The organism is Streptomyces sp. NPDC102441, assembly GCF_044765585.1.
In the GTDB taxonomy this organism is placed as follows: Bacteria; Actinomycetota; Actinomycetes; order Streptomycetales; family Streptomycetaceae; genus Streptomyces.
Window position 1 is genome coordinate 55,828 of the sequence record NZ_JBIWKH010000020.1, and the last position, 23,735, is coordinate 79,562.

Consider the following 23,735-nt stretch of genomic DNA (forward strand, 5'->3'; position numbering starts at 1 on the left):
GTTGCTGCGGAACGCCGGACGGTCGTTGTCACGACGCTCGACGGGACGGCCACCACGGTCGTCCCGACGCTCACCGCCGCCGGAGCGGAAACCACCGGAAGGGCGGTCGTCACGACGGTCGTTGCTGCGGAACGCCGGACGGTCGTTGTCACGACGCTCGACGGGACGGCCACCACGGTCGTCCCGACGCTCACCGCCGCCGGAGCGGAAACCACCCGAGGGGCGGTCGTCACGACGGTCGTTGCTGCCGCGGAACGACGGACGGTCGTTGCTCCCGCGGTAGCCGGTCCCACCGGAGGGACGGCCACTGCGCTCGCCGGTACCCCGGTCGTTGCCACCGCGGTAACCTCCGCGGTCGCCGCCACGGTCGTCACGGCGGCTGAAGTTGCCCCGGTCGTCACGACGGTCGTCGCGCGCGGCCGGCTGCTCCGGGACGGACACCGCTGCGATGAGCGCGGCCTCGGCCTCGGCGGCGACCTCGGCCACCGCTGCCTCCGGGTCGTCGCCCCGCTCGCGGGCGGCACGGGCGACCAGACGGTCGGCCTCCTCGCGCAGCTCGACGGCACGGCGCTGGATGCGCTCCAGCTGCTTGGTGAGGTCGGCGGCCTCGCGCTCGGCCTGCTTGGCCGCGTTGTTCGCAGAGTCGGCCTGGACCTCGGTCAGCGAACGGGCACCGGTGATCTCGGCGACCTCGGGCTCGAAGACACCCGCGCCCTGCACGATGTGACGCGAGGCGTCGACGCCCGCGTCCTCCATCAGACGGAAGATCTGACGGCGCTGGTGCGGAAGCGCCAGCGAGACGACGACACCGGACTTGCCGGCACGGGCGGTACGGCCCGAGCGGTGCAGGTAGTCCTTGTGGTCGCCGGCCGGGTCCACGTTGAGGACGAGGTCGATGCCGTCGACGTGGATGCCGCGGGCGGCGACGTCGGTGGCGACCAGGGCGTTGACATAGCCCTTCTTGAAGTCCTCGAGCACGCGGGTACGAGCACCCTGCGTCATGCCGCCGTGCAGCGCGTCGGCCTTCACACCGGACTCGATGAGCTGCTCGGCGATGCGGTCGGCGCCCAGCTGAGTGCGGACGAAGATGATCGTGCGGCCCTTGCGGGCGGCGATCGCGGCCGTGACGGGCGCCTTGTCCTTCGGCTTCACGACGAGGACGTGGTGCGACATGGTCGTGACGTTGCCCTGGGCGCTGTCGACCTCGTGCGTCACCGGGTTGGTCAGGTAGCGCTTGACCAGCGTGCCGATCTCGTTCTCCATGGTGGCGGAGAAGAGCATGCGCTGGCCGCCGCCGGGGATCTGGTCGAGCAGCTCGGTGACCTCGGGCAGGAAGCCCAGGTCGGACATCTGGTCGGCCTCGTCGAGAACGGCGACCTGGACGTTCGCGAGCGAGCAGGCGCCGCGGTTGATGATGTCGCGCAGACGGCCGGGCGTGGCGACGAGGACGTCGACACCGCGCTCCAGCGCGTAGATCTGGTTGCCCATCGACGTACCGCCGCAGACGACCTTCATCTTCAGGCCGAGCACGTCGCCGTACGGCTGGAGGGCGTCCGCGACCTGCATCGCGAGCTCACGGGTCGGGGTGAGGATGATGCCGCGGGGCTTCTTCTTCTCGGTGTTGCCGCCGGACAGCGTGGCCAGCAGCGGAAGACCGAAGGAGAGCGTCTTGCCGGAGCCGGTACGGCCACGGCCGAGGATGTCCTTGCCGGCCAGGGCGTCCGGGATGGTCGCGGCCTGGATCGGGAAGGGGGCCGTCACACCGTTCTGCGCGAGCTTGCGGACGATGCCGTCGGGCAGTCCGAGCGAGGAGAAGGTGACGCTCGGCTCGGCGTCCTCCTCGGCGGCGGCCTCTTCCGAGGTGTCCGCGTCGGCGGTCTCCGCAGCGGCGGGCTCCACGACGGCGGTCTCCGCAGCGGCGGGCTCCACGACAGGGGTCTCCACGACGGGGGCCTCCGCAGCGGCGGGCTCCACGACGGGGGCCTCGGTGGCGGGGGTCTCTTCGGCTGCCTCGGGGGCCTGGGCCACTACGGCTTCGGCGGCCTGGACGACCTCGATGTTCTCGACGTCGTTCTCGGGCATGACGGTGTGGTCAGAACTGGAAATTGACATGCGAAATGCGAAACCTTCCGGAGTCTCGGCACGCGCCCGTAACTCCGTGTTTTCGCAATTTCGACCGCCTCAATGCGGTCCAGCCACGGCAAGGGAGAGTACGCGCCACACGGCGCTCTTCTGTGTCGGCGCCGGGCATAGGATCAAACGATCTACTACCATACGCACCCTCCCCCCATTCGTGCAAACCGGGTCTCCCCCGGCCTCGCTCATACCGGCGCGACCTGCGGTGATACCCGGGGAGTGGGCCACACCTCGGCCCTCCCCGGCGCCCCCATCGCGTCGTCACGTGACTGCGCTGCGGGCGACGCGGAAGGCTGCTCCGGAGGCGACGGGGGCTCCGGCTCGGGCGAGGGCGGAGGCTCCTCAGGGGTGACCGGCGGAGCGGGCGGCTCACCCGGGCCCGGATCGGTGGGCGCCGGGGTGGGCAGCGGCCCGCCGCGGGTCGGTTCCGGGGTGCCGGGACCCCCGGGCGCAGGGCCGGCCTTCCCGGGGCCGGCCGAGGGCGCACGGCCCGGCTCCTTCGCGTCCGGCTCGCGGGAGGCGCCACGGTCGGACTGCGCCTCGGCACGGCCGCCACCGGAGCCGGACCGGCCGGTGCCCGGCACGGCGCCGCCGTCCGGACGGGCCGACGCGCCCTTCTCGCCGGCGGTACGCGAAGGGGCCGGCTTCCCGGCGTCGTCGCCGACGCTCACACAGCCTGTGGACACGGCGATCGTCAGCACGGTGACGGCTGCCCAGCGGACGCGGGCGGACAACTGGCGCACGGGGTGGCACCTCCGGGGAGGAGAGGGAACGGCCGGAACGGGAGAGCGATGTGTCCAACTCCCCCGCCCCCGCCGGGGACACGCCCGGACACAACACCCGCACACACACCGGCCGGCCGGATCACACCGCGGAGCCCCCGAAGCCCCCCGCGAGCTCCGCCCCCAGGAACACCGCCCCGAGCCCCACCAGCAGGGACGCCAGCAGATTGGCGCCCGCCAGGAAGCCACGGCCCGTCTCGGCCAGTCGCAGGGTCTCGTACGAGAACGTCGAATACGTCGTCAGCGCTCCGCACAGCCCCGTGCCCAGCAACGCGTACACGGGTGTGGACACCGTGGCCCCCGTGAGTACGCCGAGCAGCAGACTGCCCGCGGCGTTGGCGGTGAAGGTCCCCCAGGGGAACACGTACGGCGTACCCGCACCGTGCCGCGCCTGCACCGCACGGTCCGTCAGATAGCGCAGCGGCGCCCCTACGGCGCCTCCGATGACGACCAGCAGCCAGTTCACGCGGTCCGCTCCCGTCTGTCGTCCAGCGCCCGTGTGAGCGCGGCCGCCCCCCACACCGCACCGAGGGCCGCCACGGCCGTCGCCGCCGCGTACGCCATCGCCGTGGCCACCTCCTGGCGCGCCAGCAGCCTGGACACATCGACGGCGTACGTCGAGAACGTGGTGAACCCGCCGAGCACCCCGACGCCCAGGAACGGCCGCACCAGCGGATGCGTGACCCTCCCCCGCTCGGCGGTCAGCACCATCAGCACACCGATCAGGGCGCAGCCCGCCACATTGACGGCGAAGACCGCCCAGGGGAAGCCGCCCCCGGCGGCGGGCCAGGCGAGGGACGCCGCGTAGCGGGCCGTGGCCCCGGCCGCGCCGCCCGCCGCGATCACCGCCAGGACCCGCCACTTCCCCGGGCCCTCCGTCTCCGCGCGCTGCGCGGGCACGGAGATGTCGACGTCCGGGTCGACGACCGGCCGCTCCGGCGGCGGGCTCTGTGCGCTCACCCGTACCCCAGTGCGTGCAGCCGCTCGTCGTCGATGCCGAAATGGTGGGCGATCTCGTGGACCACCGTGATCTCCGTCTCGGCGACCACGTCCTCGCGGGTCTCGCACATCCGCAGCGTGGGCCCCCGGTAGATGGTGATCCGGTCCGGCAGCACACCCGCGTACCACTCACCGCGCTCGGTGAGGGGAGTGCCCTCGTAGAGCCCGAGCAGCTCCCGGTCCTCCGCGTCCTCCGGCTCCTCCTCCACGAACACCGCGACGTTGTCCATCAGCCGCATCAGCTCCGGCGGGACCCGGTCAAGAGCCAGGCTCACCAGCTCTTCGAACTCCTCGCGCGTCATCTCCAGCACCCCGCCATTGTCACGTACACCGGGCCGGGACGGGCGGGCCGCACCCGGTTCCGGCGGCCACCCGCCCGGCCCACACCACCCCGCCCGCCCGCATGTCCGATGCCCGATCTGGGCATACGCGCCCAATGGCACGCCCGTTCCACGCCGCAGCCGTCCGTGTCCGCCGCCTCTTCCGCTCCCGCTCGCACGCCACCGCCCCCGCCGGCGGGCTCGCCCCCGCCGCGCACCCCTGGAAACGCGCGTTCGGCCTGCTGGCGGTGGTCGTGCTGGGCGCCTGGCTGGGGCTGCTGGTCGTCGGCAGTGTTCGTACGCCGGTGGGTCCCATGGACACCACCATGACCCTGCGGCCGTCCGTGAGCGGCGGCACCAAGATCAACGTGTCACCGCTCGGCGCCCTGGAGCTGGACTCCCACCACGCCCCCGTCCGCCTGGACGTGGACGTCGACCAGCTGGACCCGGAGCGCTCGCAGGCCCTCGTCAAGCACCCCGAACGCCTCTCAGGTCTCCAGGACGAGGTCACCGACGACGTCGCCTCCGGCACCCGGGAGCTGGCGGTCCGCTCCTGCGTGGCCGTGGTCTCCGGCGCCACCGCCCTCGGACTCGTCGTCTACCGGCGCCCCCGCCGCGCCCTGGCCGCCGGAGGCCTCGCCCTGGCCCTGCTGGCCGCCTCGGGCGTCAGCGCCTACGCCACCTGGAACCCGAAGTCCGTCCTGGAGCCGAAATTCTCCGGGCTGCTCTCCAGCGCCCCCTCGGTCGTCGGCGACGCCCGCTCGATCGTCAGCGAGTTCGACGTCTACCAGCAGGAACTGGCCCGGCTCGTCACCAACGTGACCAAGCTGTACGACGCCACGTCCACGCTCCCCGTCTACCAGCCGGACCCGGGGACCATCCGTGTCCTGCACGTCTCCGACATCCATCTCAACCCCGCCGCCTGGCACATCATCGCCTCGCTCGTAGAGCAGTACGAGATCGACGTGATCATCGACTCCGGCGACACCATGGACCACGGCACCGCCGCGGAGAACGGCTTCCTGGACCCCGTCGCCGAGCTCGGCGCGCCCTATGTGTGGGTGAGGGGCAACCACGACTCCAAGGTGACCCAGGACCGTCTGGGGAAGACCAGGAACGCGCACGTCCTGGACGAGGGCGGCGCCGTGGACGCGGCCGGGCTGCGGATCGCCGGCACCGGGGACCCGCAGTTCACCCCGGACCGCACACGCCCCATCGGCGGCAAGGCATCCGAGCAGCTCGCGGGCGCGCGCCTCGCCTCGGCACTGCGCGACCAGAAGCGGGCGGGCACCCCGGTGGACATCGCGGTGGCGCACGACCCGAACGCGGCGCGGGAGACGGACGGCACGGTGCCGCTGGTCCTGGCCGGCCATGTGCACCACCGGGTCAACGAACTGCTGCCCCTGGGTACGCGGCTGAAGGTCGAGGGCTCCACGGGCGGCGGAGGCCTGCGCGCCGTGCAGAACGAGAAGCCCGAGAAGGTGCGTGCCTCGGTCCTCTACCTGGACCGCGCCACCCGCCATCTGCAGGCCTGGGACGAGATCACCCTCGGAGGTCTCGGCCTGACGACGGCCGAGGTCAGCCGCCATCTCCCGGAGGAGAACCTGAAGAGCCCGGCCCCTTCCCCGTGCGCCCCTACGACCTCGCCGTAGGGCCTCTCGTCTGGATCAGGCCGGATCAGGGAGCGGTGCCAGGGCACGCGAGCCCGCCTGATCAAAACGAGAGGCCCAAACCGTTTTGGCGATAGCTCCCCGCAACCCGTATGCTTCTCACGTCCCCGACGCGCTGGAAAGCGCGCAGGCGGGCCCTTAGCCCTCATCGTCTAGTGGCCCAGGACGCCGCCCTTTCAAGGCGGTAGCACGGGTTCGAATCCCGTTGGGGGCACGCTTTACAGTGTGCGAGACTCGTCTCGCACATTAGCTAGGTCCTGTGGAGCAGTTTGGAGTGCTCGCCACCCTGTCAAGGTGGAGGCCGCGGGTTCAAATCCCGTCAGGACCGCTGCAGCCCGTATGAGCTGCGTGGCTGGGTAGCTCAGTTGGTACGAGCGATCGCCTGAAAAGCGATAGGTCGCCGGTTCGATCCCGGCCCCAGCCACCATCCGAAAGCCCCGTCCGCCGGACGGGGCTTTCGCCGTACTCAGCCCTCGTCACGCCGCCGCCGCACCGCCTGCACGGTCAGCCCGAGCAGCACCACCGCCGCCACGGCCGCCAGCGCCGCCGCGTCCGGCACCCGCTCGCCGAGACGCTGGGCCCACTGCTCGACGGCGAACGAGTCGTCCACGTCCAGGAGTCCGGGCAGCGCGGTCGTCCCGTCGTAGACGAGGAAGAGCACTCCGAGCCCGATGAAGAAGAGGCCGGAGAGCAACGAGGTGCTGTGCAGCTCGAAGCGGCCGGCCCGCAGCGGCCTGCCGCGCAGCCAGGCCCGGCGGCCGAGGTCGAAGCGTTCCCAGAGCAGGGCGAGCACGAACAGCGGGACGGCCATGCCCAGGGCGTAGACGGCGAGCAGCAGACCGCCGTAGACGGGGCTGCCGCTGACGGCGGCCACCGTGAGGACGCTGCCGAGGATCGGGCCCGCGCAGAAGCCGGCGAGCCCGTAGACCGCGCCCAGGGCGTAGACGGAGAGGGCGGTGGTGGGCCGGATCCTGCCGCTGAGGGCGGCGATCCGCCGGGACGCGAAGCCCAGCCCCACGATCTGGGCGAGACCGAGCCCGACGATCAGCCAGCCCGCGCCGAGGACGAGGGCGTCACGGTGCCCGTAGAAGAGGCGTCCCGCGTACGAGCCCGCGGCGCCGAGCGGGACGAGCGTGGTGGCGAGACCGGCGTAGAAGATGCCCGTACGCGCCAGGAGCCGTGAGGCGGAGTCGACGGAGTACGCGAAGAAGGCCGGGAGCAGCAGGGCGCTGCACGGGCTGACGAGGGCCAGGAGGCCTCCGAGAAGGGCGGCGAAGTAGCCGATGTCCGGGGTCATTTCGCGGGGTCACCGGCGCTTCCTACGTTCGCTTCCTCCGCCGCCGCGTCCTCGATGGCCTGGGTGAAGACGGCCATGGGCTGGGCCCCGGCCACGGGGCGGCCGTTGATGAGGAAGGACGGGGTGGACGTCGCGCCGATCCCGTAGGCCTGCTCCCGGTCCTCGCGGACCGCCTCGGTGGCCGCAGCGCTGTCGGTGTCGCGCGCGAAGCGGCCGAGGTCCTTCACGCCTGCCTGCTGGGCGAGGGCCCTGAGGCGTTTCTTGCCGAAGCCCTTCTCCTTGGCGTCCTCGGCGTAGGCGGCCCGGTGGAAGGCCCAGAAGCGGTCCTGTCTGCCGGCCGCCCAGGACGCGCGGGCCGCCGCCTCGGACGCCTCGCCGAAGATCGGGAAGTTGCGCCACTCGATGCGCAGGGTGCCGTCGTCGACGTACCTCTTGATCAGTTCGGGTTCGGTGTCCCGGGCGAACTTCCCGCAGTAGCCGCACTGGAAGTCGGCGTACTCGATGAGGACGACGGGGGCGTCGGTGCGGCCCTGCGCCAGTTTGTCACCGGCGTCGCGCCGGGCCAGTTCCGCCAGCTCCTCGTAGACATCGGGGTCCGGTCCCGCGGTGGTGGCTGCGGCCGGGGTGTCGGAGGCGGGTTCGTCCGGGGCGGTCGCCCGGTAGGAGACGAGGGCGAGGAGCCCGGCGGCGAGCACGACGACAAGGCCGAAAAGCATCGGCTTCTTCGCGGAGGGCGAGGGGCGGGCGGGCGTGGGCATACGGCGCTCCGTGCGGGTGCGGTGCGGAGGAGGGCGAGGAGGCGTGGGGTCGCCCTGCGACGGGGAACGGGTGATCAGTTGCCCGAAATGGTACGTCCTGTGATGCCATCGTCCCGCTCGGTCACCGGGCCTCCCGGGAGCGGTGTGACACGGCCCGGACGAAATACGTTCGCCAGTCCCTGCGCCCGGGTGAGATCCTGGGGTCCGTATGTCTACTTCCTTCGCCGACCTCCAGTCCCAGCTCGGGCAGCTCTCGCTCCGCGACGCGCACAGGCTCGGCCGTCGCCTCGAGGGTGCCCGGCGCATCCACAAGCCCGAGGCCCGCCAGTCCGTGCTGGACGAGATCTCCGCCGAGGCCGGCAAGGCGTCCGAGCGGCTCGCCGGCCGCGCCGCGCGGATGCCCGCCCTGTCGTACCCGGAACAACTCCCGGTCAGCCAGAAGAAGGACGAGATCCTGGAGGCGATACGCGACCACCAGGTCGTGATCGTCGCCGGTGAGACCGGATCGGGCAAGACCACCCAGATCCCCAAGATCTGTATGGAGCTGGGGCGCGGCGTCCGGGGCATGATCGGGCACACGCAGCCCCGCCGGATCGCGGCACGCACGGTCGCCGAGCGCATCGCGGACGAGCTGGAGACCCCGCTGGGCGAGGCCGTCGGCTGGAAGGTGCGCTTCACCGACCAGGTGAATCCGGACGCGACCTTCGTGAAGCTGATGACGGACGGCATCCTGCTGGCCGAGATCCAGACGGACCGCGAGCTCCTCGCCTACGACACGATCATCATCGACGAGGCCCACGAGCGGTCGCTGAACATCGACTTCCTGCTGGGCTACCTGGCCCGGCTGCTGCCCAAGCGTCCCGATCTGAAGGTCGTCATCACCTCGGCGACCATCGACCCGGCGCGCTTCGCCAAGCACTTCGGCGAGGCACCGGTCGTGGAGGTCAGCGGCCGGACGTATCCGGTCGAGGTGCGCTACCGCCCCCTCCTCGAAGAAGAGGGCGACGACTCCGACCGCGACCAGATCACCGCGATCTGCGACGCCGTCGACGAGCTGGACCACGAGGCTCCGGGTGATGTCCTGGTCTTCCTGTCCGGGGAGCGCGAGATCCGCGACACCGCGGACGCGCTGAACAAACGCAACCTCAGACACACCGAGGTGCTCCCCCTCTACGCCCGCCTCTCGCACGCCGAGCAGAACCGGGTGTTCCAGCGCCACACGGGGCGCAGGATCGTTCTGGCGACGAACGTCGCCGAGACCTCGCTGACCGTCCCCGGCATCAAGTACGTGATCGACCCGGGCAACGCCCGCATCTCCCGCTACAGCCACCGCACGAAGGTCCAGCGGCTGCCGATCGAGCGGATCTCCCAGGCCAGCGCCAACCAGCGCAAGGGCCGCTGCGGCCGTACGTCGGACGGCATCTGCATCCGGCTGTACTCCGAGGACGACTTCGTCACGCGTCCGGAGTTCACCGACCCGGAGATCCTGCGGACCAACCTCGCCTCCGTCATCCTCCAGATGACCGCGGCCGGCCTGGGCGACATCGAGAAGTTCCCCTTCATCGACCCGCCGGACCACCGCAACATCCGCGACGGCATCCAGCTGCTCCAGGAGCTCGGCGCCCTGGATCCGGCGGAGAAGGATCCGAAGAAGAGGCTCACCCCGCTGGGCCGCAAGCTCTCCCAGCTGCCCGTCGACCCCCGCCTGGCGCGCATGGTCGTCGAGGCCGAGAAGAACGGCTGCGCCCGCGAGGTCATGGTCATCGCGGCGGCGCTCTCCATCCAGGACCCGCGCGAGCGGCCCGCGGAGAAGCAGACCCAGGCCGATCAGAACCACGCCCGCTTCAAGGACGAGACGTCCGACTTCCTGGCGTTCCTGAATCTGTGGCGTTATGTCCGGGAACAGCAAAAGGAGCGCGGTTCCTCCAGCTTCCGCCGGATGTGCAAGCAGGAGTATCTGAACTTCCTGCGGATCCGTGAGTGGCAGGACATCTACGCACAGCTGCGTACGGTCGCCAAGCAGATGGGCATCGAGCTCAACGAACAGGACGCGCCGGAGCAGTCGGTGCACACCTCGCTGCTTGCGGGGCTGCTGTCGCACATCGGGCTGAAGGACACCGAGAAGAACGAGTACGTGGGCGCCCGCAACGCCAAGTTCGCGATCTTCCCCGGTTCGGCGCTCTTCAAGAAACAGCCGCGCTTCGTGATGTCGGCGGAGCTGGTCGAGACGTCCCGGCTGTGGGCGCGGGTCAACGCGAAGGTCGAGCCCGAGTGGATCGAGCCGCTGGCGCAGCACCTGCTGAAGCGCACCTACAGCGAGCCGCACTGGGAGAAGGACCAGGCGGCGGTGATGGCGTACGAGCGGGTCACGCTCTACGGGGTGCCGATCGTCGCCCAGCGCAAGATCAATTTCGGCCGTATCGACCAGGAGGCGTCGCGCGATCTGTTCATCCGTAACGCCCTGGTCGAGGGCGACTGGCGCACGCACCACCAGTTCTTCCATGACAATCGCAAACTCCTCGGCGAGGTCGAGGAGTTGGAGCACCGCGCGCGGCGCCGCGACATCCTCGTGGACGACGAGACGCTCTTCGACTTCTACGACCGGCGGATCCCGGAGCACATCGTCTCCGGCGCCCACTTCGACTCCTGGTGGAAGCACAAGCGCAGCGACGAGCCCGAGGCGCTCGACTTCGAGCGCTCGATGCTCATCAACGAGAAGGCCGGGGCCGTCACCAAGGACGACTATCCGGACTCCTGGCGGCAGGGGAAGCTCAAGTTCCGGGTGACCTACCAGTTCGAGCCGGGCGCGGACGCCGACGGTGTGACCGTCCACATCCCGCTCCAGGTGCTCAACCAGGTCACCTCGGAGGGCTTCGACTGGCAGATCCCTGGCCTGCGCGAACAGGTGGTCACCGAGCTGATCCGCTCGCTGCCCAAGCCGATCCGCCGGCACTACGTCCCCGCACCGGACTACGCGGCGAAGTTCCTGGACCGTGCGGTCCCCCTGCAGGAGCTGCTGCCGCTGACTCTCGCCCGTGAGCTCCAGCGAATGGTCGGCGTCCCGGTCACGGCGGACGACTTCGACCTGTCCCGGATCCCGGACCACTTGAAGATCACGTTCCGGGTCACCGACGAGCGGCGCCGCAAGGTCGCCGAGGACAAGGACCTGGAAGCGCTGAAGATCCAGCTGCGCCCCAAGGCCCGCCAGGCCCTCTCCAAGGCCGCCGCGGCCACCGCTGGGCCCTCGGGTGAGTCCATCGAGCGTTCGAACCTCACGGACTGGACGATCGGCTCCCTGGACAAGGTCTTCGAAACGCGTCGGGCCGGCCAGCCGGTCAAGGCGTACCCGGCGCTCGTCGACCAGGGTGAGAGCGTCGCCGTACGCCTCTTCGACACGCAGGCCGAGCAGCAGCAGGCGATGTGGCGCGGCACCCGGAAGCTGATCCTGCTGAACATCCCGGTGAACCCCGCGAAGTTCGCCTCGGACAAGCTCACCAACCAGCAGAAGCTGGCGCTGTCGCGTAATCCGCACGGCTCCATCCAGGCGCTGTTCGACGACTGCGCGACGGCCGCCGCCGACCGGCTGATCGCCGCGCACGGGGGGCCGGCCTGGGACGAGGCCTCGTTCCGGAAGCTGTACGACAAGGTGCGCGCCGACCTCGTGGACCTCACCGTCCGCGCGATCGGCCAGGTGCAGCAGATCCTGGCCGCCTGGCAGGCGTGCGAGCGCCGGCTGAAGTCGACGAACAGCCTGGTCCTGATCGACAACGTGACGGACGTGCGGGACCACCTGGCCCGCCTCGTGCCGCCCGGGTTCGTCACCGCGACCGGGCTGCGCAGACTGCCCGACCTGATGCGCTATCTGGTCGCCGAGGACCGCCGGCTGCAGCAGATGCCGACGAACGTCCAGCGCGACACGGCGCGCATGGCGAAGGTCCACGACATGCAGGACGAGTACGCCTGGCTGCTCGAACAGCTGCCGCAGGGGCGGCCCGTGCCCCAGGAGGTCCTGGACATCCGCTGGATGATCGAGGAGCTGCGGGTGAGCTATTTCGCGCACGCCCTGGGCACCGCGCAGCCCGTCTCCGACAAGCGCATCGTGAAGGCGATCGACGCGGCCGCTCCGTGACCTGGCCCTCCACGGGGCCGTAGCGGCTCCCGCACGGTGAGTGAGTTCGACCTGGCCCTCGGACCTCCTGTACAGTCTGTCTTCGCAGCAGGCCGCAAGGCAGGCAGCGAAAACCTGGTCCTGTGGAGCAGTTTGGAGTGCTCGCCACCCTGTCAAGGTGGAGGCCGCGGGTTCAAATCCCGTCAGGACCGCAGTAGACGGAAGCCCGGATCCTCTGGATCCGGGCTTCCGTGCGTCTTGACGCCGGCTCCCGCCGCGGGTAACTCCGTAGGACGGAGTCCGTCCCCCTTTCCCTCGACGCGGGGCGGCCTGGGCCACCGGGAGGCCGCACGCATGTCTGCGCCCACGGAGAGGCACGAGACCCGCGCGCTGCTGCGCGCCCATCTGGCGGCCGCCTCCGGCTACCGCCACCTCACCCGGCACTGTCCGATCTGCCACCGCCTGCTGCGGCTCGCCATGGAGCCCCTGACGGCCCCACAGACGCCCTGTGCGCCATCGGGGCCGACCGGGCCGCCGCCGGCTCCGGAGACCGCCTCCGGCGCCCCCGCGAGGGGCACTGAGGCCGAGGCGTCGGCGACGAAGGGCGACGCGGCCGCAGCGGAGCGCCGCACGCGCTCGCCCGGGGACGAAAGTCCTCCCGCGACATGACCATCTGCCGCAGCCAGGCACCCCCGCACAGTGGCAGGCTGGTGGTTGGCAAGACCACGCCGGTGTGACGGGAGTCACCGAATCAGTTTTTCGCAGGGGGCACTTTACGCACTTCCTACAACTGGCGAATTTAATATGTGCAATTGCACTGCCTTGGAAGTACATCCCGGACCGTTCCACCCGAGCCGTCCCACGACGCCCGGGACCCGGGCGAACAGCCCCGAACAACCCCGCCCACAGTCGCACGTGACCGCCCCGGCAAACCGACCCGTCGGCAGGTTCGGGCGGGCACCCGCACCGTTCGGACGCCCTTCACGAGCCGGCGGGCACATCCCTCAGAGCCCCCGGACACAAAAAAGATCGCGCTGGACCCGGCGGAGTCCAGCGCGATCGAACGACGTACCCGCATGTCACAGGCATGGCGCCCGTTGGGGCAGGCGCCCGTCGTATGGAGCTATGAGTGCGGACACCGAGGGTTGGGGGACCCTTCAGCGCCCTGTTGTGGCTGCGGCGACAGGGGTGTGTCAGGCCTCGCTGCGCTGCTGCGGAATACCCGCAAGCAGTGCGCGGACCTCTGCCTCGCGGTACCGGCGATGCCCACCGAGCGTGCGGATGGACGTGAGCTTGCCAGCCTTTGCCCAACGGGTGACCGTCTTCGGGTCCACGCGGAACATCGTGGCAACCTCAGCCGGGGTCAGCAGCGGCTCGGCATCAGGGGTGCGAGCGGTCATGAGCGGCCTCCTCGGGAGAACCGAACCATCTCGGTTCTTTCCTCTAAATTCTGCACCTTGACCCGCGTTGCCCGAAATGGCGGACGCGGGCCGAGTCGGTTATAGGACGAACGGCTTGTCTTCGGCACTACAACTACACCATCCGTCCAGCCACGTCGGCCAAACCGATGGAATTGCCCTCCCAGGTGTTCATCAGCGACGGAAGCCGATGGACCATGCCATAGCGGACAGTCACGCCCCAGTAACGATCAGTCACAGGACACTCAGGAGTCGTCAGGAGTCGTCAGAAGTTCTCAGACCCCCCATAGCGTGCAATGCTGAGCATTCCACCCATAGTTGGGCGGACAGAGTCCTCCCCCGGACTCCTTGTCCTATTTTGGCATGAGGAGTAGGGAAGGGCGCAAGGGCCCTGTTAGTGCTATCCGTCACGCTTGAGGCAAAGGCCCGGTTCGGGACGTAGGTCCCGCTCCTGGCGGACGGCTTCCCGCCCCACCTGTCTCACGCGTCACACCGAACGCCGGTTCACGGCCCGTCAGTCCCCCTCAGGGCATCTCCGTTCACCTCCGCCGGGATCCCTCGGTGCCCACGGATGTCGGACACCTCACAGGATGTCTCTTCCCTGCGGATAGCCCCTCTATGCGACGGTGCGTTCCAATTCACACCGCTTCAGCCTAGTTGGAGGATTGTAGGTCACGCACCGCGCGCCAGCGGTCGGCCAGCCGCCCGTACGCGACACCCGCCGCGTCACTGTCCCCGGAGCGCAGCGCGGCGATGCCCTCGGCCACATCCGCTGCGGAACGGTCAGCGGCGAGCTGCTCGGCGCTCAGCGCGTGGACCAGGCCGCCGTAGTCCAGCTCGACCATGGCGCGCGGATGGAACTCCTCGAGCCAGCGCCCCACCTCCACGAGCCCTTCGGCCAGCGGCCCTTCGTCGACGGTCTCCCGCAGCGTCCGCAGCGCCCTCGCCAGCCGGCGCCGCGCCTGCACCATCGGGGTCCGGTAACGCAGCAGCCGGTCCCCGACCGTACCGGCGGTCAGATACTCCCGCTCCGCGTCGTCGAACAGCACGAACCAGCGCACCGGCACGTGCCACACCGTGGTCCGGATCCAGGGGCGGGCATCCGGATTCCGCTCGGCCCACCGCTCGTGGTCCGCCGCCGCCTGACCCCGCACCACCGGGGGCAGCACCGCGTCCAGCACAGTGGCCGGAAACAGACCCCCCAGTTCGCTCATTGCGAGCCAGCCGCGCATCCGGGTCCGCCACGGGCAGACGCAGACCACCCCGTCGACGAGCGCCACGAAGGCGTCCCCGCTCTCGTGCACCGGCACGGGCACCGGAGGGGTGGGAACCAAGTCCGCCAGCGAGCGACGCAGTTCGTCCTGGGCAGTGGGGAGCTCGGAGCGCTGCGCGTAACGCGTCCAATGGCCCCGTTCGGGTTCGCGGAAGGCGGCGAGCGGTTCGTACACCCGCAGGTAGGACGCGTAAGGGATGAGCACCGAAGACACCACCGACATGCGTTAAATCGTGTCACGCCGGTACTCCACAGGGGGGTGATCCCCGGCACGGGAACAGATCTACGTGTCACGAGGACTTACGCTCTTGCCCAGTCGGGCCGGCCGCGGTCGCGGTCGGCCCGGGGCCCTCCCCACCTTCAGGAGGGTCTTTCCGCCGCTTCGTACTTGGGAGTCACCACAGTGACCGATGTGACCGGCGTGCCTGTCGATGTGCTGCACACCCTGTTCCACTCGGACCAGGGAGGCCACGAGCAAGTCGTCATCTGCCAGGACCGTGCCAGCGGCCTCAAGGCCGTCATCGCCCTCCACTCCACCGCCCTGGGCCCGGCCCTCGGCGGGACCCGCTTCTATCCGTACGCCTCCGAGGCGGAGGCCGTCGCGGACGCGCTGAACCTGTCGCGCGGCATGTCGTACAAGAACGCCATGGCCGGCCTCGACCACGGCGGCGGCAAGGCCGTCATCATCGGCGATCCCGACCGGATCAAGTCCGAGGAACTGCTCCTGGCCTACGGACGGTTCGTGGCCTCGCTGGGCGGGCGCTACGTGACCGCCTGTGATGTCGGCACGTACGTCGCCGACATGGACGTCGTCGCCCGGGAGTGCCGCTGGACCACCGGCCGCTCCCCCGAGAACGGCGGCGCGGGCGACTCCTCGGTCCTCACCGCGTTCGGCGTCTTCCAGGGCATGCGGGCATCCGCCCAGCACCTGTGGGGCGACCCCACGCTGCGCGGCCGCAAGGTCGGCGTCGCGGGCGTCGGCAAGGTCGGCCGCCATCTGGTCCAGCACCTGTTGAGCGACGGTGCCGAGGTCGTCGTGACCGATGTGCGCGAGGAGTCCGTACGCCGGATCACCGATCTGCACCCGGAGGTCTCCGTCGCCGTGGACACGGACGCGCTGATCCGGACCGAAGGCCTCGACATCTACGCCCCGTGCGCGCTCGGTGGCGCGCTCAACGACGACAGCGTTCCCGTGCTCACCGCCAGGGTGGTGTGCGGAGCGGCCAACAACCAGCTCGCGCACCCCGGCGTCGAGAAGGACCTTGCCGACCGATCGGTTCTGTACGCACCGGACTACGTGGTGAATGCCGGCGGCGTGATCCAGGTCGCCGACGAGCTCCACGGTTTCGACTTCGACCGGTGCAAGGCGAAAGCCACCAAGATCTTCGACACCACGCTGGCCATATTCGCACGTGCGAAGGATGACGGGATTCCGCCGGCTGCTGCGGCCGACCGGATCGCCGAACAGCGGATGGCGGACGCCCGCCGTCGCTGATCCGCGCACGCAGCGTGGAGTACCCGCCACCGGACCGTGACGAAGCGCCGGTGGTGGCGGGCCCGGGGCCCACGGGGGGACGGCCTGCGGGCCCTGGGGAGACAAGACTCACTCCGGTCGGCGGGTCGGCCGTCCACAAGAGGTTAAAATCGGGGTTGACCAGCCAGGACGGGCTCCTCCGAGGTCCTGCACCGAGGAGCGTGATGCGGGCGGCGTACCGTATGGCCGAGGAAGCAGGTACCGTTAAAGCCACGGGCGCGGTCTCTCTGCTGAGAGTCCGTCCTGAAACATGAACGCGTGTCAAGACTCTGGGGCCGTCGAGCCCCGTCACCGAGGGGGTCGAGCCATGGGGCGCGGCCGGGCAAAGGCCAAGCAGACCAAGGTCGCCCGTCAGCTGAAGTACAGCAGCGGCGGGACAGACCTGTCGCGTCTGGCCAATGAGCTGGGCGCATCACCTTCGAGTCAGCCACCGAACGCCGAGCCGTTCGAGGACGACGACGAGGAAGATGACCCGTACGCACAGTACGCGGATCAGTACAACGACGACGAGGACGCGGACGCGGACGATCAGTCCGGTCCGTCGTCACAGCGCCGCGGCGCTTGACCTCGCGCTGACACATCAACCCGGTCCGGGCCTGCCCGGACCGGGTTCTGTGCTGTCCCGGTACGGATGTGGCGCATCGACGCGATCGGCCTGCGGCCCGCTCCGGCCGCCGCCGGTCCGGTGTGTGCGCCGGACCGGCGGTGACCTGACGGGTGCGTCCTACCGTGCGTAGCTGCCGGTCAGCTCGGCGCCCGTCGCGTGGCCGCCGCGCTCGGTGATCTCGCCGGCGACCCAGGAGTCGACACCCCGGTCGGCCAGCGTCGTCAGCGCCGCGTCCACCGAGTCGGCGGGCACGATCGCGATCATGCCGACGCCCATGTTGAGCGTCTTCTCGAGCTCCAGCTGCTCGACCTGTCCGGCCTTGCCGACCAGGTCGAAGACGGCGCCCGGCGCCCAGGTGGCGCGGTCGACCGTGGCGTGCAGCCCGTCCGGGATCACCCGGGCCAGGTTGTTGGCCAGACCGCCTCCGGTGACGTGGCTGAAGCCGTGCACATCGGTCGTGCGGGTCAGTGCCAGGCAGTCCAGGGAGTAGATCCTGGTGGGCTCCAGCAGCTCCTCACCGAGCGTCCTGCCGAACTCCTCGACCTCGCGGTCCAGGCTCCAGCCGGCGCGGTCGAAGACCACGTGGCGCACGAGCGAGTACCCGTTGGAGTGAAGACCGGACGACGCCATCGCGATCACCGCGTCACCCTTACGGATACGGTCCGGGCCGAGCAGCCGGTCGGCCTCGACCACGCCCGTCCCGGCGCCCGCGACGTCGAAGTCGTCCGGGCCCAGCAGACCGGGGTGCTCGGCGGTCTCGCCGCCGACCAGGGCGCAGCCCGCCAGGACACAGCCTTCGGCGATGCCCTTCACGATGGCCGCGACACGCTCGGGATGGACCTTGCCGACACAGATGTAGTCGGTCATGAAGAGCGGCTCCGCGCCGCAGACGACCAGGTCGTCGACGACCATGCCGACGAGGTCGTGGCCGATGGTGTCGTACACGCCCATCTGCCGGGCCAGGTCGACCTTGGTGCCGACCCCGTCGGTGGCGGAGGCGAGCAGTGGGCGCTCGTAGCGCTTGAGCGCCGAGGCGTCGAAGAGGCCGGCGAATCCGCCGAGGCCGCCGAGGCCCGCGACCTCGGGGCGCTGCGTCTTCTTCACCCACTCCTTCATCAGCTCGACGGCGCGGTCACCGGCTTCGATGTCGACGCCCGCCGCGGCGTAGGAAGCACCTGTTGTCTCAGACATGGCCCGGGATCTTTCGTGTGGGAATACGGGGCTGGTGGGGAAGCAGCCGGTCGGTCCGGGTCACGGACGACGCAGCGCGTCGGCCGCCGCGGTCGCGGCGGGGCCGGCCGCCAGCTCCGTCTCCAGCAGCTGCTTGCCGAGCAGCTCCGGGTCCGGAAGCTCCATCGGGTATTCACCGTCGAAGCAGGCGCGGCACAGATTCGGCTTGGCGATCGTCGTCGCCTCGACCATCGCGTCGAGCGAGATGTACGCCAGGGAGTCGGCACCCATGGAGGTGGCGATCTCGTCGACGGACATGCCGTTGGCGATGAGCTCGGCGCGCGTCGCGAAGTCGATACCGAAGAAGCAGGGCCACTTCACGGGCGGGGAGGAGATCCGGATGTGGATCTCGGCGGCGCCCGCCTCGCGCAGCATCCTCACCAGGGCGCGCTGGGTGTTGCCGCGGACGATCGAGTCGTCGACGACGACCAGCCGCTTGCCCTTGATGACTTCCTTGAGCGGATTCAGCTTGAGCCTGATGCCCAGCTGGCGGATGGTCTGTGAAGGCTGGATGAAGGTCCGGCCGACGTAGGCGTTCTTGACGAGCCCGGACCCGAACGGAATTCCGCTCGCCTCGGCGTAGCCGATGGCCGCGGGGGTTCCGGACTCCGGTGTCGCTATGACCAGATCGGCCTCGACGGGGGCCTCGGCCGCCAGCTTCCGGCCCATCTCCGCCCGGGAGAGGTAGACGTTCCGACCGGCGATGTCGGTGTCGGGGCGGGCCAGATAGACGTACTCGAAGACACAGCCCTTGGGCTTCGCTTCTGCGAATCGAGAGCTGCGCAGGCCGTTCTCGTCGATGGCGATCAGCTCGCCCGGCTCGATCTCGCGGACGAAGCTGGCACCGCAGATGTCGAGGGCGGCGGACTCGGAGGCCACCACCCAGCCACGCTCGAGCCGGCCGAGGACCAGGGGGCGGACGCCCTGCGGGTCACGGGCCGCGTACAAGGTGTTCTCGTCCATGAAGACGAGCGAGAAGGCGCCCTTGACCTCAGGGAGCACCTTGGTGGCAGCCGCCTCGATCGTGAGCGGCTTGTCGTCGTCATTTCTCTGGCCGGCGAGCAGCGCGGTCACCAGATCGGTGTCGTTCGTCGCAGCGACCTGGGTGGCACGGCCGTCCTTGCGCGGAAGGTCGGCGACCATCTCCGCGAGCTGGGCCGTGTTGACCAGGTTGCCGTTGTGACCCAGGGCGATCGAGCCGTGCGCGGTGGCACGGAACGTCGGCTGCGCGTTCTCCCACACCGAGGCACCGGTGGTGGAGTAGCGGGCATGACCGACCGCGATATGGCCCTGGAGCGATACCAGAGACGTTTCGTCGAAGACCTGCGAGACCAGTCCCATGTCCTTGAAGACCAGGATCTGCGACCCGTTGCTCACTGCGATGCCCGCGGACTCCTGTCCACGGTGCTGCAGGGCATACAGTCCGAAATAGGTGAGCTTGGCGACCTCTTCGCCCGGAGCCCAGACACCGAAGACGCCACAAGCGTCCTGGGGGCCTTTCTCTCCGGGGAGCAGGTCGTGGTTGAGTCGTCCATCACCACGAGGCACGCCACCGAGTGTAGGCGAGATCGACCACCGGTCCGAATTGGGTGACCTCCCGACCGGGGCCTCGGGCAGGGCGGCCAGGGGCTTTCCAGGAGGGCCCGGACCGGCACCGAGTGATCACTCCGGGCGATCACGGCCCTGTCTCCGCCGCACCTCCCGCCGTGCCCCCGGAGGGCCTCGGGGCCGCCGACGCCCGGGATGGAGGGCGGTTACCGACGGGTCGGACGCCTCGGCCGTTCCGCACCACGACCCACCCCGTCGTGGCACTCGGTGAGCCGGGACACCGGGCGGCGCGGGCCGTGGCCGAACGGCCGTTTCGTGGCGAGCCTCACACCGCGGAGCGCCGACGCAGGCCCCGCGGGCCGCTCCGGACCATCCGCGATGCCCCCGGTCCGGCCCGGCCGAATCGCCTGGTCCGGTCGAGGCGGCGGGCCCGGCGGCATGTGGACAGGCTGTCCGCAGTGCGAGACCACCGTTGACAGGCTCATGGCCCGTTGGGCAGGCTCCTTCTCCATGCAGCCCCTCGGTGATCACTCGGTCACGCTCGTGGAGCGCCGCCACGTCGATCTGGGACGTGTCGCGAGCGCCATCTGTCGCTGCGCCTGATCCGGCCGCACCTCCGGGGACTGCCGTAGGGCTTCCGCCCCGAACTCCGGTACGCGCCCGCATTCCCGCTCTTCTTCCTCGCTGCCCCGTCATGTCCGGGTACGCCCACCTGTGCACCCTTTTCGACGGAGCGCCGCGTCCGCCCCCTTTCGCGCTCCGCCCTCCCCGGCCGGAGCGCGTGGCCCGCCCTGGAGCTCTCATGACCTCTCGCGATTCGAACGCACATTCGGACAGGCGTTCCGGCTCACCACTGAGCCGACGCGCCTTCACCACCGCCGTGGGCGCGACCGCCGCCACCGCCGCCGTCGGAATACAGACCGCCGTCCCGGCAGCCGCCGCTCCCGGGACGGCCACGGACGGCGTGACGCGGGAGCGGCCGTTCCGCGCCGCCCCCGGCAGACACTCGCGCCGCCCCAACATCCTTTTCATCCTCGGCGACGACCTCGGCTGGGCGGATCTCTCCTCGTACGGAGCCCCGCACATCCGCACCCCCAACCTGGACAGGCTCGGGCGCGAGGGAGTCCGGTTCACGGACGCCTACTCCGGGTCCGCCACCTGCTCCCCCACCCGGTTCAGCCTCTACACCGGCCGCTATCCGGGGCGTACGAAGGGCGGGCTCGCGGAGCCGATCGCCGACCGGTCCGTCGGGCTGGATCCCACCCATCCGACCCTCGCCTCCCTGCTGCGGGGCGCCGGCTACTCGACCGCGCTGATCGGCAAGTGGCACTGCGGATACCTGCCGGACCACAGCCCCACCAAGTCGGGCTGGGACGAGTTCTTCGGCAACTTCGGCGGGGCCCTGGAGTACTACTCCAAGCTCGGCCTGGGCGGTGAGTACGACCTGTACGAGGGCGACGCCGAGTACAAGGACCTGCGCTACTACACCCGGGTCCTGACGGAGCGCGCGAGCGAGTACGTGCAGCGTGACCACGACAAGCCGTGGCTGCTCAACCTGAACTTCACCACCCCGCACTGGCCGTGGATCGCCGACGGCGACACGGAGGCGTCCGCCGAGATCGTCAGCCGGATCAAGGCCGGCGACTCAGGCGCCCTCCGGAACGCGGACGGCGGCTCGGTCGAGAAGTACACAGAGATGGTCGAGGACCTGGACCGCTCCGTCGGCGAGGTCCTGAAGGCGCTGAAGCGCTCGGGTCAGGAGGAGGACACCCTGGTCTTCTTCGCCAGCGACAACGGCGGCGAGCGGTTCTCCTACAACTGGCCGCTGTCCGGCAACAAGAGCTCACTCCAGGAGGGCGGCATCCGCGTCCCCTCGGTGCTGCGCTGGCCCGCGCGGATCGACGGTCACCAGGTCAGCGGCCTCCCCGTGTACTCACCCGACTGGACGGCGACCCTGCTGGAGCTCGGCGGGGCGCGGCCGGGCCCCGCCCATCCGCTGGACGGCGTCAGCCTCGCCGGATATCTGCTGCGCGACGAGACGCCGAAGGAACGTGACCTGTTCTGGCGGGTGCGCGGTGAGCGGGCGCTGCGGCGCGGCGACTGGAAGTACTACCGGGGGAAGAGCGGGACCGACCAGCTGTTCAACCTGGCCGGCGACCAGCGCGAGCAGGCCGACCGTGCGGCTGCCGAGCCGGAGCGGCTGGCCGGGCTGCGGGCGGCGTGGGAGAAGACGGACTCCGGCCTGCTCCCGTATCCGAGCGGCTCCTGAGGGTGCGCGTCGTCCCGGCCGGCTCCTGAGGCCGCTCGCCGTCCTGGCCCGCTCCTGAGACCCCTCGCCATCCCGGGCGGATCAGCCCCGGCCGGTCACTTCCCGGCCGGGGCGGTCGCGGCGAGCCCCTTGCCGTTCTTCGCCTCGATCGACAGGGAACGGTGTTCGATCTCGTACGCCGTCTTCCCCTCCAGCACGCCGAGCAACGCGCGCTCCAGCTCCATCTCGGGGTCCGCGCACATCTTCCGGGTGGAGGCGATCGGACCGAAGGTGAGCGCCGATCCGGAAACCACCGCCTTGCCGTGGAAGGTGTTGCAGCCGAGGTTCCCCTCCACCGAGCCGTCCTTGCCGAAGGTGAGATGCGCCTTCTTCTCCGTCCCGGCGGGCAGGGAGGCGGCGGCACCGCCGGACACGAGTCCGGTGACCTTCCAGGTGGTACCGGTGAGCGGGGCCGGCGGCTCGGAGGTGAGGACGATGGAGTCGCCCTGCGCGGTGGTCAGGGTCAGGGTCTTCCCGTCGCTCCGGCTCGCCACCGCGGCCTTGAGCTCGCCGTTGAGGGCACGGCCCATGGCCTTCTCGAACTCCTGAACATCCTCCTCGCACCCCATCTCCGTGGTCGTGCCCGGCCCGACGGTCACCTTGTCGCCCTCGACCTCGACGTCGGCGGTGAAACGGTTGCAGCCCAGATTGCCGGTGGCCCTGCCCTCGGGGCCGATCTCGACGTGGGCACCGGCGGGGGCGGCGGTCTTCTTCCCGCCGACGGTCAGGGAGGACACGGTCCAGTGGACACCGGTCAGGGATGGGCCCGTCCGTACGGTGCCGCTGCCGTCTCCGGAGTCCCCGGAACCCGCTCCGGAGCCCGACTCCGTACCGCAGGCGGCAAGGGTGAGGAGGGCCAGGACGCTGACAGCCATACGTTGTTTGCGCATGGCCATGGGACGGATCGAGTAGTCGATCCGGTTCCCCTCAGCCCATCAGCGGAAGCAGCGGGGCGAGGTCCGCCCGCTCCCCACTGGCGCTGACCTGCGCCGCTTCGAGTGCCTCCGCCCATCGCGTACGTCCGGTGGCCAGCCGGATCCAGGTGAGCGGGTCCGTCTCCACGACGTTGGGCGGCGTGCCCCGGGTGTGTCTGGGGCCGCCGATGCACTGGACGACGGCGAAGGGCGGGACACGCACCTCCACGGAACCGCCCGGCGCCTTGTCCGCGAGCGCGTCGGCGAGCAGCCGGGTGCAGGCGGCGAGCGCCTGGCGGTCGTACGGGATGTCGAGGCCGGTCGCCCGGTGCAGATCGTCGGTGTGGACGACGAGTTCGACGGTGCGGGTCACCAGGAAGTCACCCAGCCGCATCGTGCCCGACCGGATCGTCACCAGCCGCTCACCGGCATCGGCGGGCACCAGCTCCGCGAACCGGGCGGCCGTCGCCTCGTACAGCGCGCCGAGATCGGGGCTCGCTCCGGCGAGGTTCCGGGTGTGGTCGGCGATTCCCGCGGCGTTCCCTGCGGTGGAGAAGGGCCACTCCAGCAGGGAGGTCTCCGGCTTGGGCCCCCCGGCCGGCTCCGGCAGTTCCATGGCCCGGCTGACCCGCTCCAGCGCCATCGTCAGGTGCGCCGCGAGCTCACGCACGGTCCACTCCCCCAGTCCGGGCAGGGCGAGCTGCTCGGGCGTCAGCGTGCGGACGGCGTCCTGCACGTGGGCGAACTGGGCGAGGACGGCGGTCCTGGTCCGGGAGATGTTGTAGGCGCGGGGGCGCTTCTTGGCCGGTGGCATAGGGGCGAGACTAACCGGC

At 70.4% G+C, this 23,735-nt stretch carries 20 protein-coding genes and 4 tRNA genes; 11 read left to right on the plus strand and 13 right to left on the minus strand.

Annotated elements, in window-relative coordinates; all coding sequences use genetic code 11:
• From ACIREO_RS34575 to ACIREO_RS34595, 5 genes are all read right to left on the minus strand, one after another.
• Nucleotides 1-2,082, minus strand: a 2,082-nt coding sequence (locus tag ACIREO_RS34575) for a DEAD/DEAH box helicase (protein ID WP_404117628.1), incomplete at its 3' end; no start/stop codon positions are given.
• A 239-nt stretch (nt 2,083-2,321) separates the two neighbouring features.
• Nucleotides 2,322-2,879 (minus strand): hypothetical protein, encoded by a 558-nt coding sequence (locus tag ACIREO_RS34580; protein WP_404117631.1) that lies wholly within the window; start codon nt 2,877-2,879, stop codon nt 2,322-2,324.
• Between the two features lie 121 nt (nt 2,880-3,000).
• The gene (locus tag ACIREO_RS34585; RefSeq protein WP_404117634.1) at nt 3,001-3,384 is read right to left on the minus strand and encodes a fluoride efflux transporter FluC; all 384 of its coding nucleotides are present in this window, start codon (nt 3,382-3,384) and stop codon (nt 3,001-3,003) included.
• Complete coding sequence (locus ACIREO_RS34590) at nt 3,381-3,824, minus strand: CrcB family protein (protein ID WP_404117827.1); 444 nt, start codon at nt 3,822-3,824, stop codon at nt 3,381-3,383. Before ACIREO_RS34590 ends, ACIREO_RS34585 begins: the two co-directional genes overlap by 4 nt.
• A 50-nt stretch (nt 3,825-3,874) precedes the next feature.
• Entirely contained in the window at nt 3,875-4,228 is a 354-nt protein-coding gene (locus tag ACIREO_RS34595; RefSeq protein WP_069171480.1) for a metallopeptidase family protein, read from the minus strand.
• Nucleotides 4,229-4,353: 125 nt separating this feature from the next.
• Here ACIREO_RS34595 and ACIREO_RS34600 point away from each other — a divergent pair, with 125 nt between their 5' ends.
• The 4 genes from ACIREO_RS34600 to ACIREO_RS34615 all read left to right on the plus strand — a co-directional run bounded on the left by ACIREO_RS34600 (nt 4,354) and on the right by ACIREO_RS34615 (nt 6,334).
• Nucleotides 4,354-5,889: a metallophosphoesterase gene (locus tag ACIREO_RS34600; protein WP_404117637.1), complete on the plus strand. Its 1,536-nt coding sequence runs from the start codon at nt 4,354-4,356 to the stop codon at nt 5,887-5,889.
• Nucleotides 5,890-6,048: 159 nt separating this feature from the next.
• Nucleotides 6,049-6,121: transfer RNA gene (locus ACIREO_RS34605), tRNA-Glu, on the plus strand.
• 39 nt (nt 6,122-6,160) lie between these two features.
• Nucleotides 6,161-6,235: transfer RNA gene (locus ACIREO_RS34610), tRNA-Asp, on the plus strand.
• 22 nt (nt 6,236-6,257) lie between these two features.
• Nucleotides 6,258-6,334 (plus strand) — tRNA-Phe (locus tag ACIREO_RS34615).
• A 39-nt stretch (nt 6,335-6,373) separates the two neighbouring features.
• Here ACIREO_RS34615 and ACIREO_RS34620 read toward each other — a convergent pair.
• Together ACIREO_RS34620 and ACIREO_RS34625 are read right to left on the minus strand one after the other, a co-directional pair.
• Nucleotides 6,374-7,204 carry a cytochrome c biogenesis CcdA family protein gene (locus ACIREO_RS34620; RefSeq protein ID WP_404117640.1) on the minus strand — a complete coding sequence of 277 codons (831 nt, stop codon included), beginning with the start codon at nt 7,202-7,204 and terminating at the stop codon, nt 6,374-6,376.
• The gene (locus ACIREO_RS34625) at nt 7,201-7,962 is read right to left on the minus strand and encodes a DsbA family protein (protein ID WP_404117643.1); all 762 of its coding nucleotides are present in this window, start codon (nt 7,960-7,962) and stop codon (nt 7,201-7,203) included. The genes ACIREO_RS34620 and ACIREO_RS34625 overlap by 4 nt, the downstream gene beginning before the upstream one ends.
• Nucleotides 7,963-8,170: 208 nt before the next feature.
• Between ACIREO_RS34625 and hrpA the strand changes: the two genes are divergently transcribed.
• The 3 genes from hrpA to ACIREO_RS34640 all read left to right on the plus strand — a co-directional run bounded on the left by hrpA (nt 8,171) and on the right by ACIREO_RS34640 (nt 12,739).
• A complete protein-coding gene (gene hrpA / locus ACIREO_RS34630; protein ID WP_404117645.1) occupies nt 8,171-12,091 on the plus strand; it encodes an ATP-dependent RNA helicase HrpA in 3,921 nt (1,306 codons plus the stop codon).
• 116 nt (nt 12,092-12,207) lie between these two features.
• Nucleotides 12,208-12,282, plus strand: a tRNA-Asp gene (locus ACIREO_RS34635).
• 142 nt (nt 12,283-12,424) lie between these two features.
• Nucleotides 12,425-12,739, plus strand: coding sequence for a DUF6274 family protein (locus ACIREO_RS34640; RefSeq protein WP_404117647.1), 315 nt, complete (start codon nt 12,425-12,427; stop codon nt 12,737-12,739).
• 524 nt (nt 12,740-13,263) lie between these two features.
• Here ACIREO_RS34640 and bldC read toward each other — a convergent pair.
• Both bldC and ACIREO_RS34650 read right to left on the minus strand, forming a co-directional pair.
• A complete protein-coding gene (gene bldC, locus ACIREO_RS34645; RefSeq protein WP_003949541.1) occupies nt 13,264-13,470 on the minus strand; it encodes a developmental transcriptional regulator BldC in 207 nt (68 codons plus the stop codon).
• A 671-nt stretch (nt 13,471-14,141) separates the two neighbouring features.
• Entirely contained in the window at nt 14,142-14,984 is an 843-nt protein-coding gene (locus ACIREO_RS34650; RefSeq protein WP_404117650.1) for a hypothetical protein, read from the minus strand.
• A 180-nt stretch (nt 14,985-15,164) separates the two neighbouring features.
• Between ACIREO_RS34650 and ACIREO_RS34655 the strand changes: the two genes are divergently transcribed.
• Nucleotides 15,165-16,256, plus strand: coding sequence for a Leu/Phe/Val dehydrogenase (locus tag ACIREO_RS34655; protein WP_404117652.1), 1,092 nt, complete (start codon nt 15,165-15,167; stop codon nt 16,254-16,256).
• A gap of 346 nt (nt 16,257-16,602) precedes the next feature.
• Complete coding sequence (locus ACIREO_RS34660; protein ID WP_328895287.1) at nt 16,603-16,860, plus strand: DUF3073 domain-containing protein; 258 nt, start codon at nt 16,603-16,605, stop codon at nt 16,858-16,860.
• A gap of 159 nt (nt 16,861-17,019) precedes the next feature.
• Here the strand turns inward: ACIREO_RS34660 and purM are convergent, their stop codons facing one another.
• Entirely contained in the window at nt 17,020-18,093 is a 1,074-nt protein-coding gene (purM, locus tag ACIREO_RS34665) for a phosphoribosylformylglycinamidine cyclo-ligase (protein ID WP_404117655.1), read from the minus strand.
• Nucleotides 18,094-18,153: 60 nt separating this feature from the next.
• Nucleotides 18,154-19,680 (minus strand): amidophosphoribosyltransferase, encoded by a 1,527-nt coding sequence (gene purF, locus ACIREO_RS34670; protein WP_404117658.1) that lies wholly within the window; start codon nt 19,678-19,680, stop codon nt 18,154-18,156.
• A gap of 510 nt (nt 19,681-20,190) precedes the next feature.
• On the opposite strand from purF, the gene ACIREO_RS34675 reads away from it, so the two are divergent.
• Complete coding sequence (locus ACIREO_RS34675) at nt 20,191-20,283, plus strand: putative leader peptide (protein WP_351527697.1); 93 nt, start codon at nt 20,191-20,193, stop codon at nt 20,281-20,283.
• Between the two features lie 199 nt (nt 20,284-20,482).
• The gene (locus ACIREO_RS34680; protein ID WP_404117660.1) at nt 20,483-21,949 is read left to right on the plus strand and encodes a sulfatase; all 1,467 of its coding nucleotides are present in this window, start codon (nt 20,483-20,485) and stop codon (nt 21,947-21,949) included.
• Nucleotides 21,950-22,044: 95 nt separating this feature from the next.
• Here the strand turns inward: ACIREO_RS34680 and ACIREO_RS34685 are convergent, their stop codons facing one another.
• Entirely contained in the window at nt 22,045-22,878 is an 834-nt protein-coding gene (locus ACIREO_RS34685; RefSeq protein WP_404117830.1) for an META domain-containing protein, read from the minus strand.
• A 37-nt stretch (nt 22,879-22,915) separates the two neighbouring features.
• Nucleotides 22,916-23,716: a sterol carrier family protein gene (locus ACIREO_RS34690; RefSeq protein WP_404117663.1), complete on the minus strand. Its 801-nt coding sequence runs from the start codon at nt 23,714-23,716 to the stop codon at nt 22,916-22,918.
• Nucleotides 23,717-23,735: the final 19 nt, after the last annotated feature.

What these genes read in the sequence shown, in the direction of transcription:
- ACIREO_RS34600 (WP_404117637.1), top strand. Translation starts at nt 4,354, where the DNA reads ATGGCACGCCCGTTCCACGCCGCAGCCGTCCGTGTCCGCCGCCTCTTC.
- ACIREO_RS34620 (WP_404117640.1), bottom strand. Translation starts at nt 7,204, where the DNA reads ATGACCCCGGACATCGGCTACTTCGCCGCCCTTCTCGGAGGCCTCCTG.
- ACIREO_RS34625 (WP_404117643.1), bottom strand. Translation starts at nt 7,962, where the DNA reads ATGCCCACGCCCGCCCGCCCCTCGCCCTCCGCGAAGAAGCCGATGCTT.
- hrpA (WP_404117645.1), top strand. Translation starts at nt 8,171, where the DNA reads ATGTCTACTTCCTTCGCCGACCTCCAGTCCCAGCTCGGGCAGCTCTCG.
- ACIREO_RS34640 (WP_404117647.1), top strand. Translation starts at nt 12,425, where the DNA reads ATGTCTGCGCCCACGGAGAGGCACGAGACCCGCGCGCTGCTGCGCGCC.
- bldC (WP_003949541.1), bottom strand. Translation starts at nt 13,470, where the DNA reads ATGACCGCTCGCACCCCTGATGCCGAGCCGCTGCTGACCCCGGCTGAG.
- ACIREO_RS34650 (WP_404117650.1), bottom strand. Translation starts at nt 14,984, where the DNA reads ATGTCGGTGGTGTCTTCGGTGCTCATCCCTTACGCGTCCTACCTGCGG.
- ACIREO_RS34660 (WP_328895287.1), top strand. Translation starts at nt 16,603, where the DNA reads ATGGGGCGCGGCCGGGCAAAGGCCAAGCAGACCAAGGTCGCCCGTCAG.
- purM (WP_404117655.1), bottom strand. Translation starts at nt 18,093, where the DNA reads ATGTCTGAGACAACAGGTGCTTCCTACGCCGCGGCGGGCGTCGACATC.
- ACIREO_RS34675 (WP_351527697.1), top strand. Translation starts at nt 20,191, where the DNA reads ATGCAGCCCCTCGGTGATCACTCGGTCACGCTCGTGGAGCGCCGCCAC.
- ACIREO_RS34680 (WP_404117660.1), top strand. Translation starts at nt 20,483, where the DNA reads ATGACCTCTCGCGATTCGAACGCACATTCGGACAGGCGTTCCGGCTCA.
- ACIREO_RS34685 (WP_404117830.1), bottom strand. Translation starts at nt 22,878, where the DNA reads ATGCGCAAACAACGTATGGCTGTCAGCGTCCTGGCCCTCCTCACCCTT.
- ACIREO_RS34690 (WP_404117663.1), bottom strand. Translation starts at nt 23,716, where the DNA reads ATGCCACCGGCCAAGAAGCGCCCCCGCGCCTACAACATCTCCCGGACC.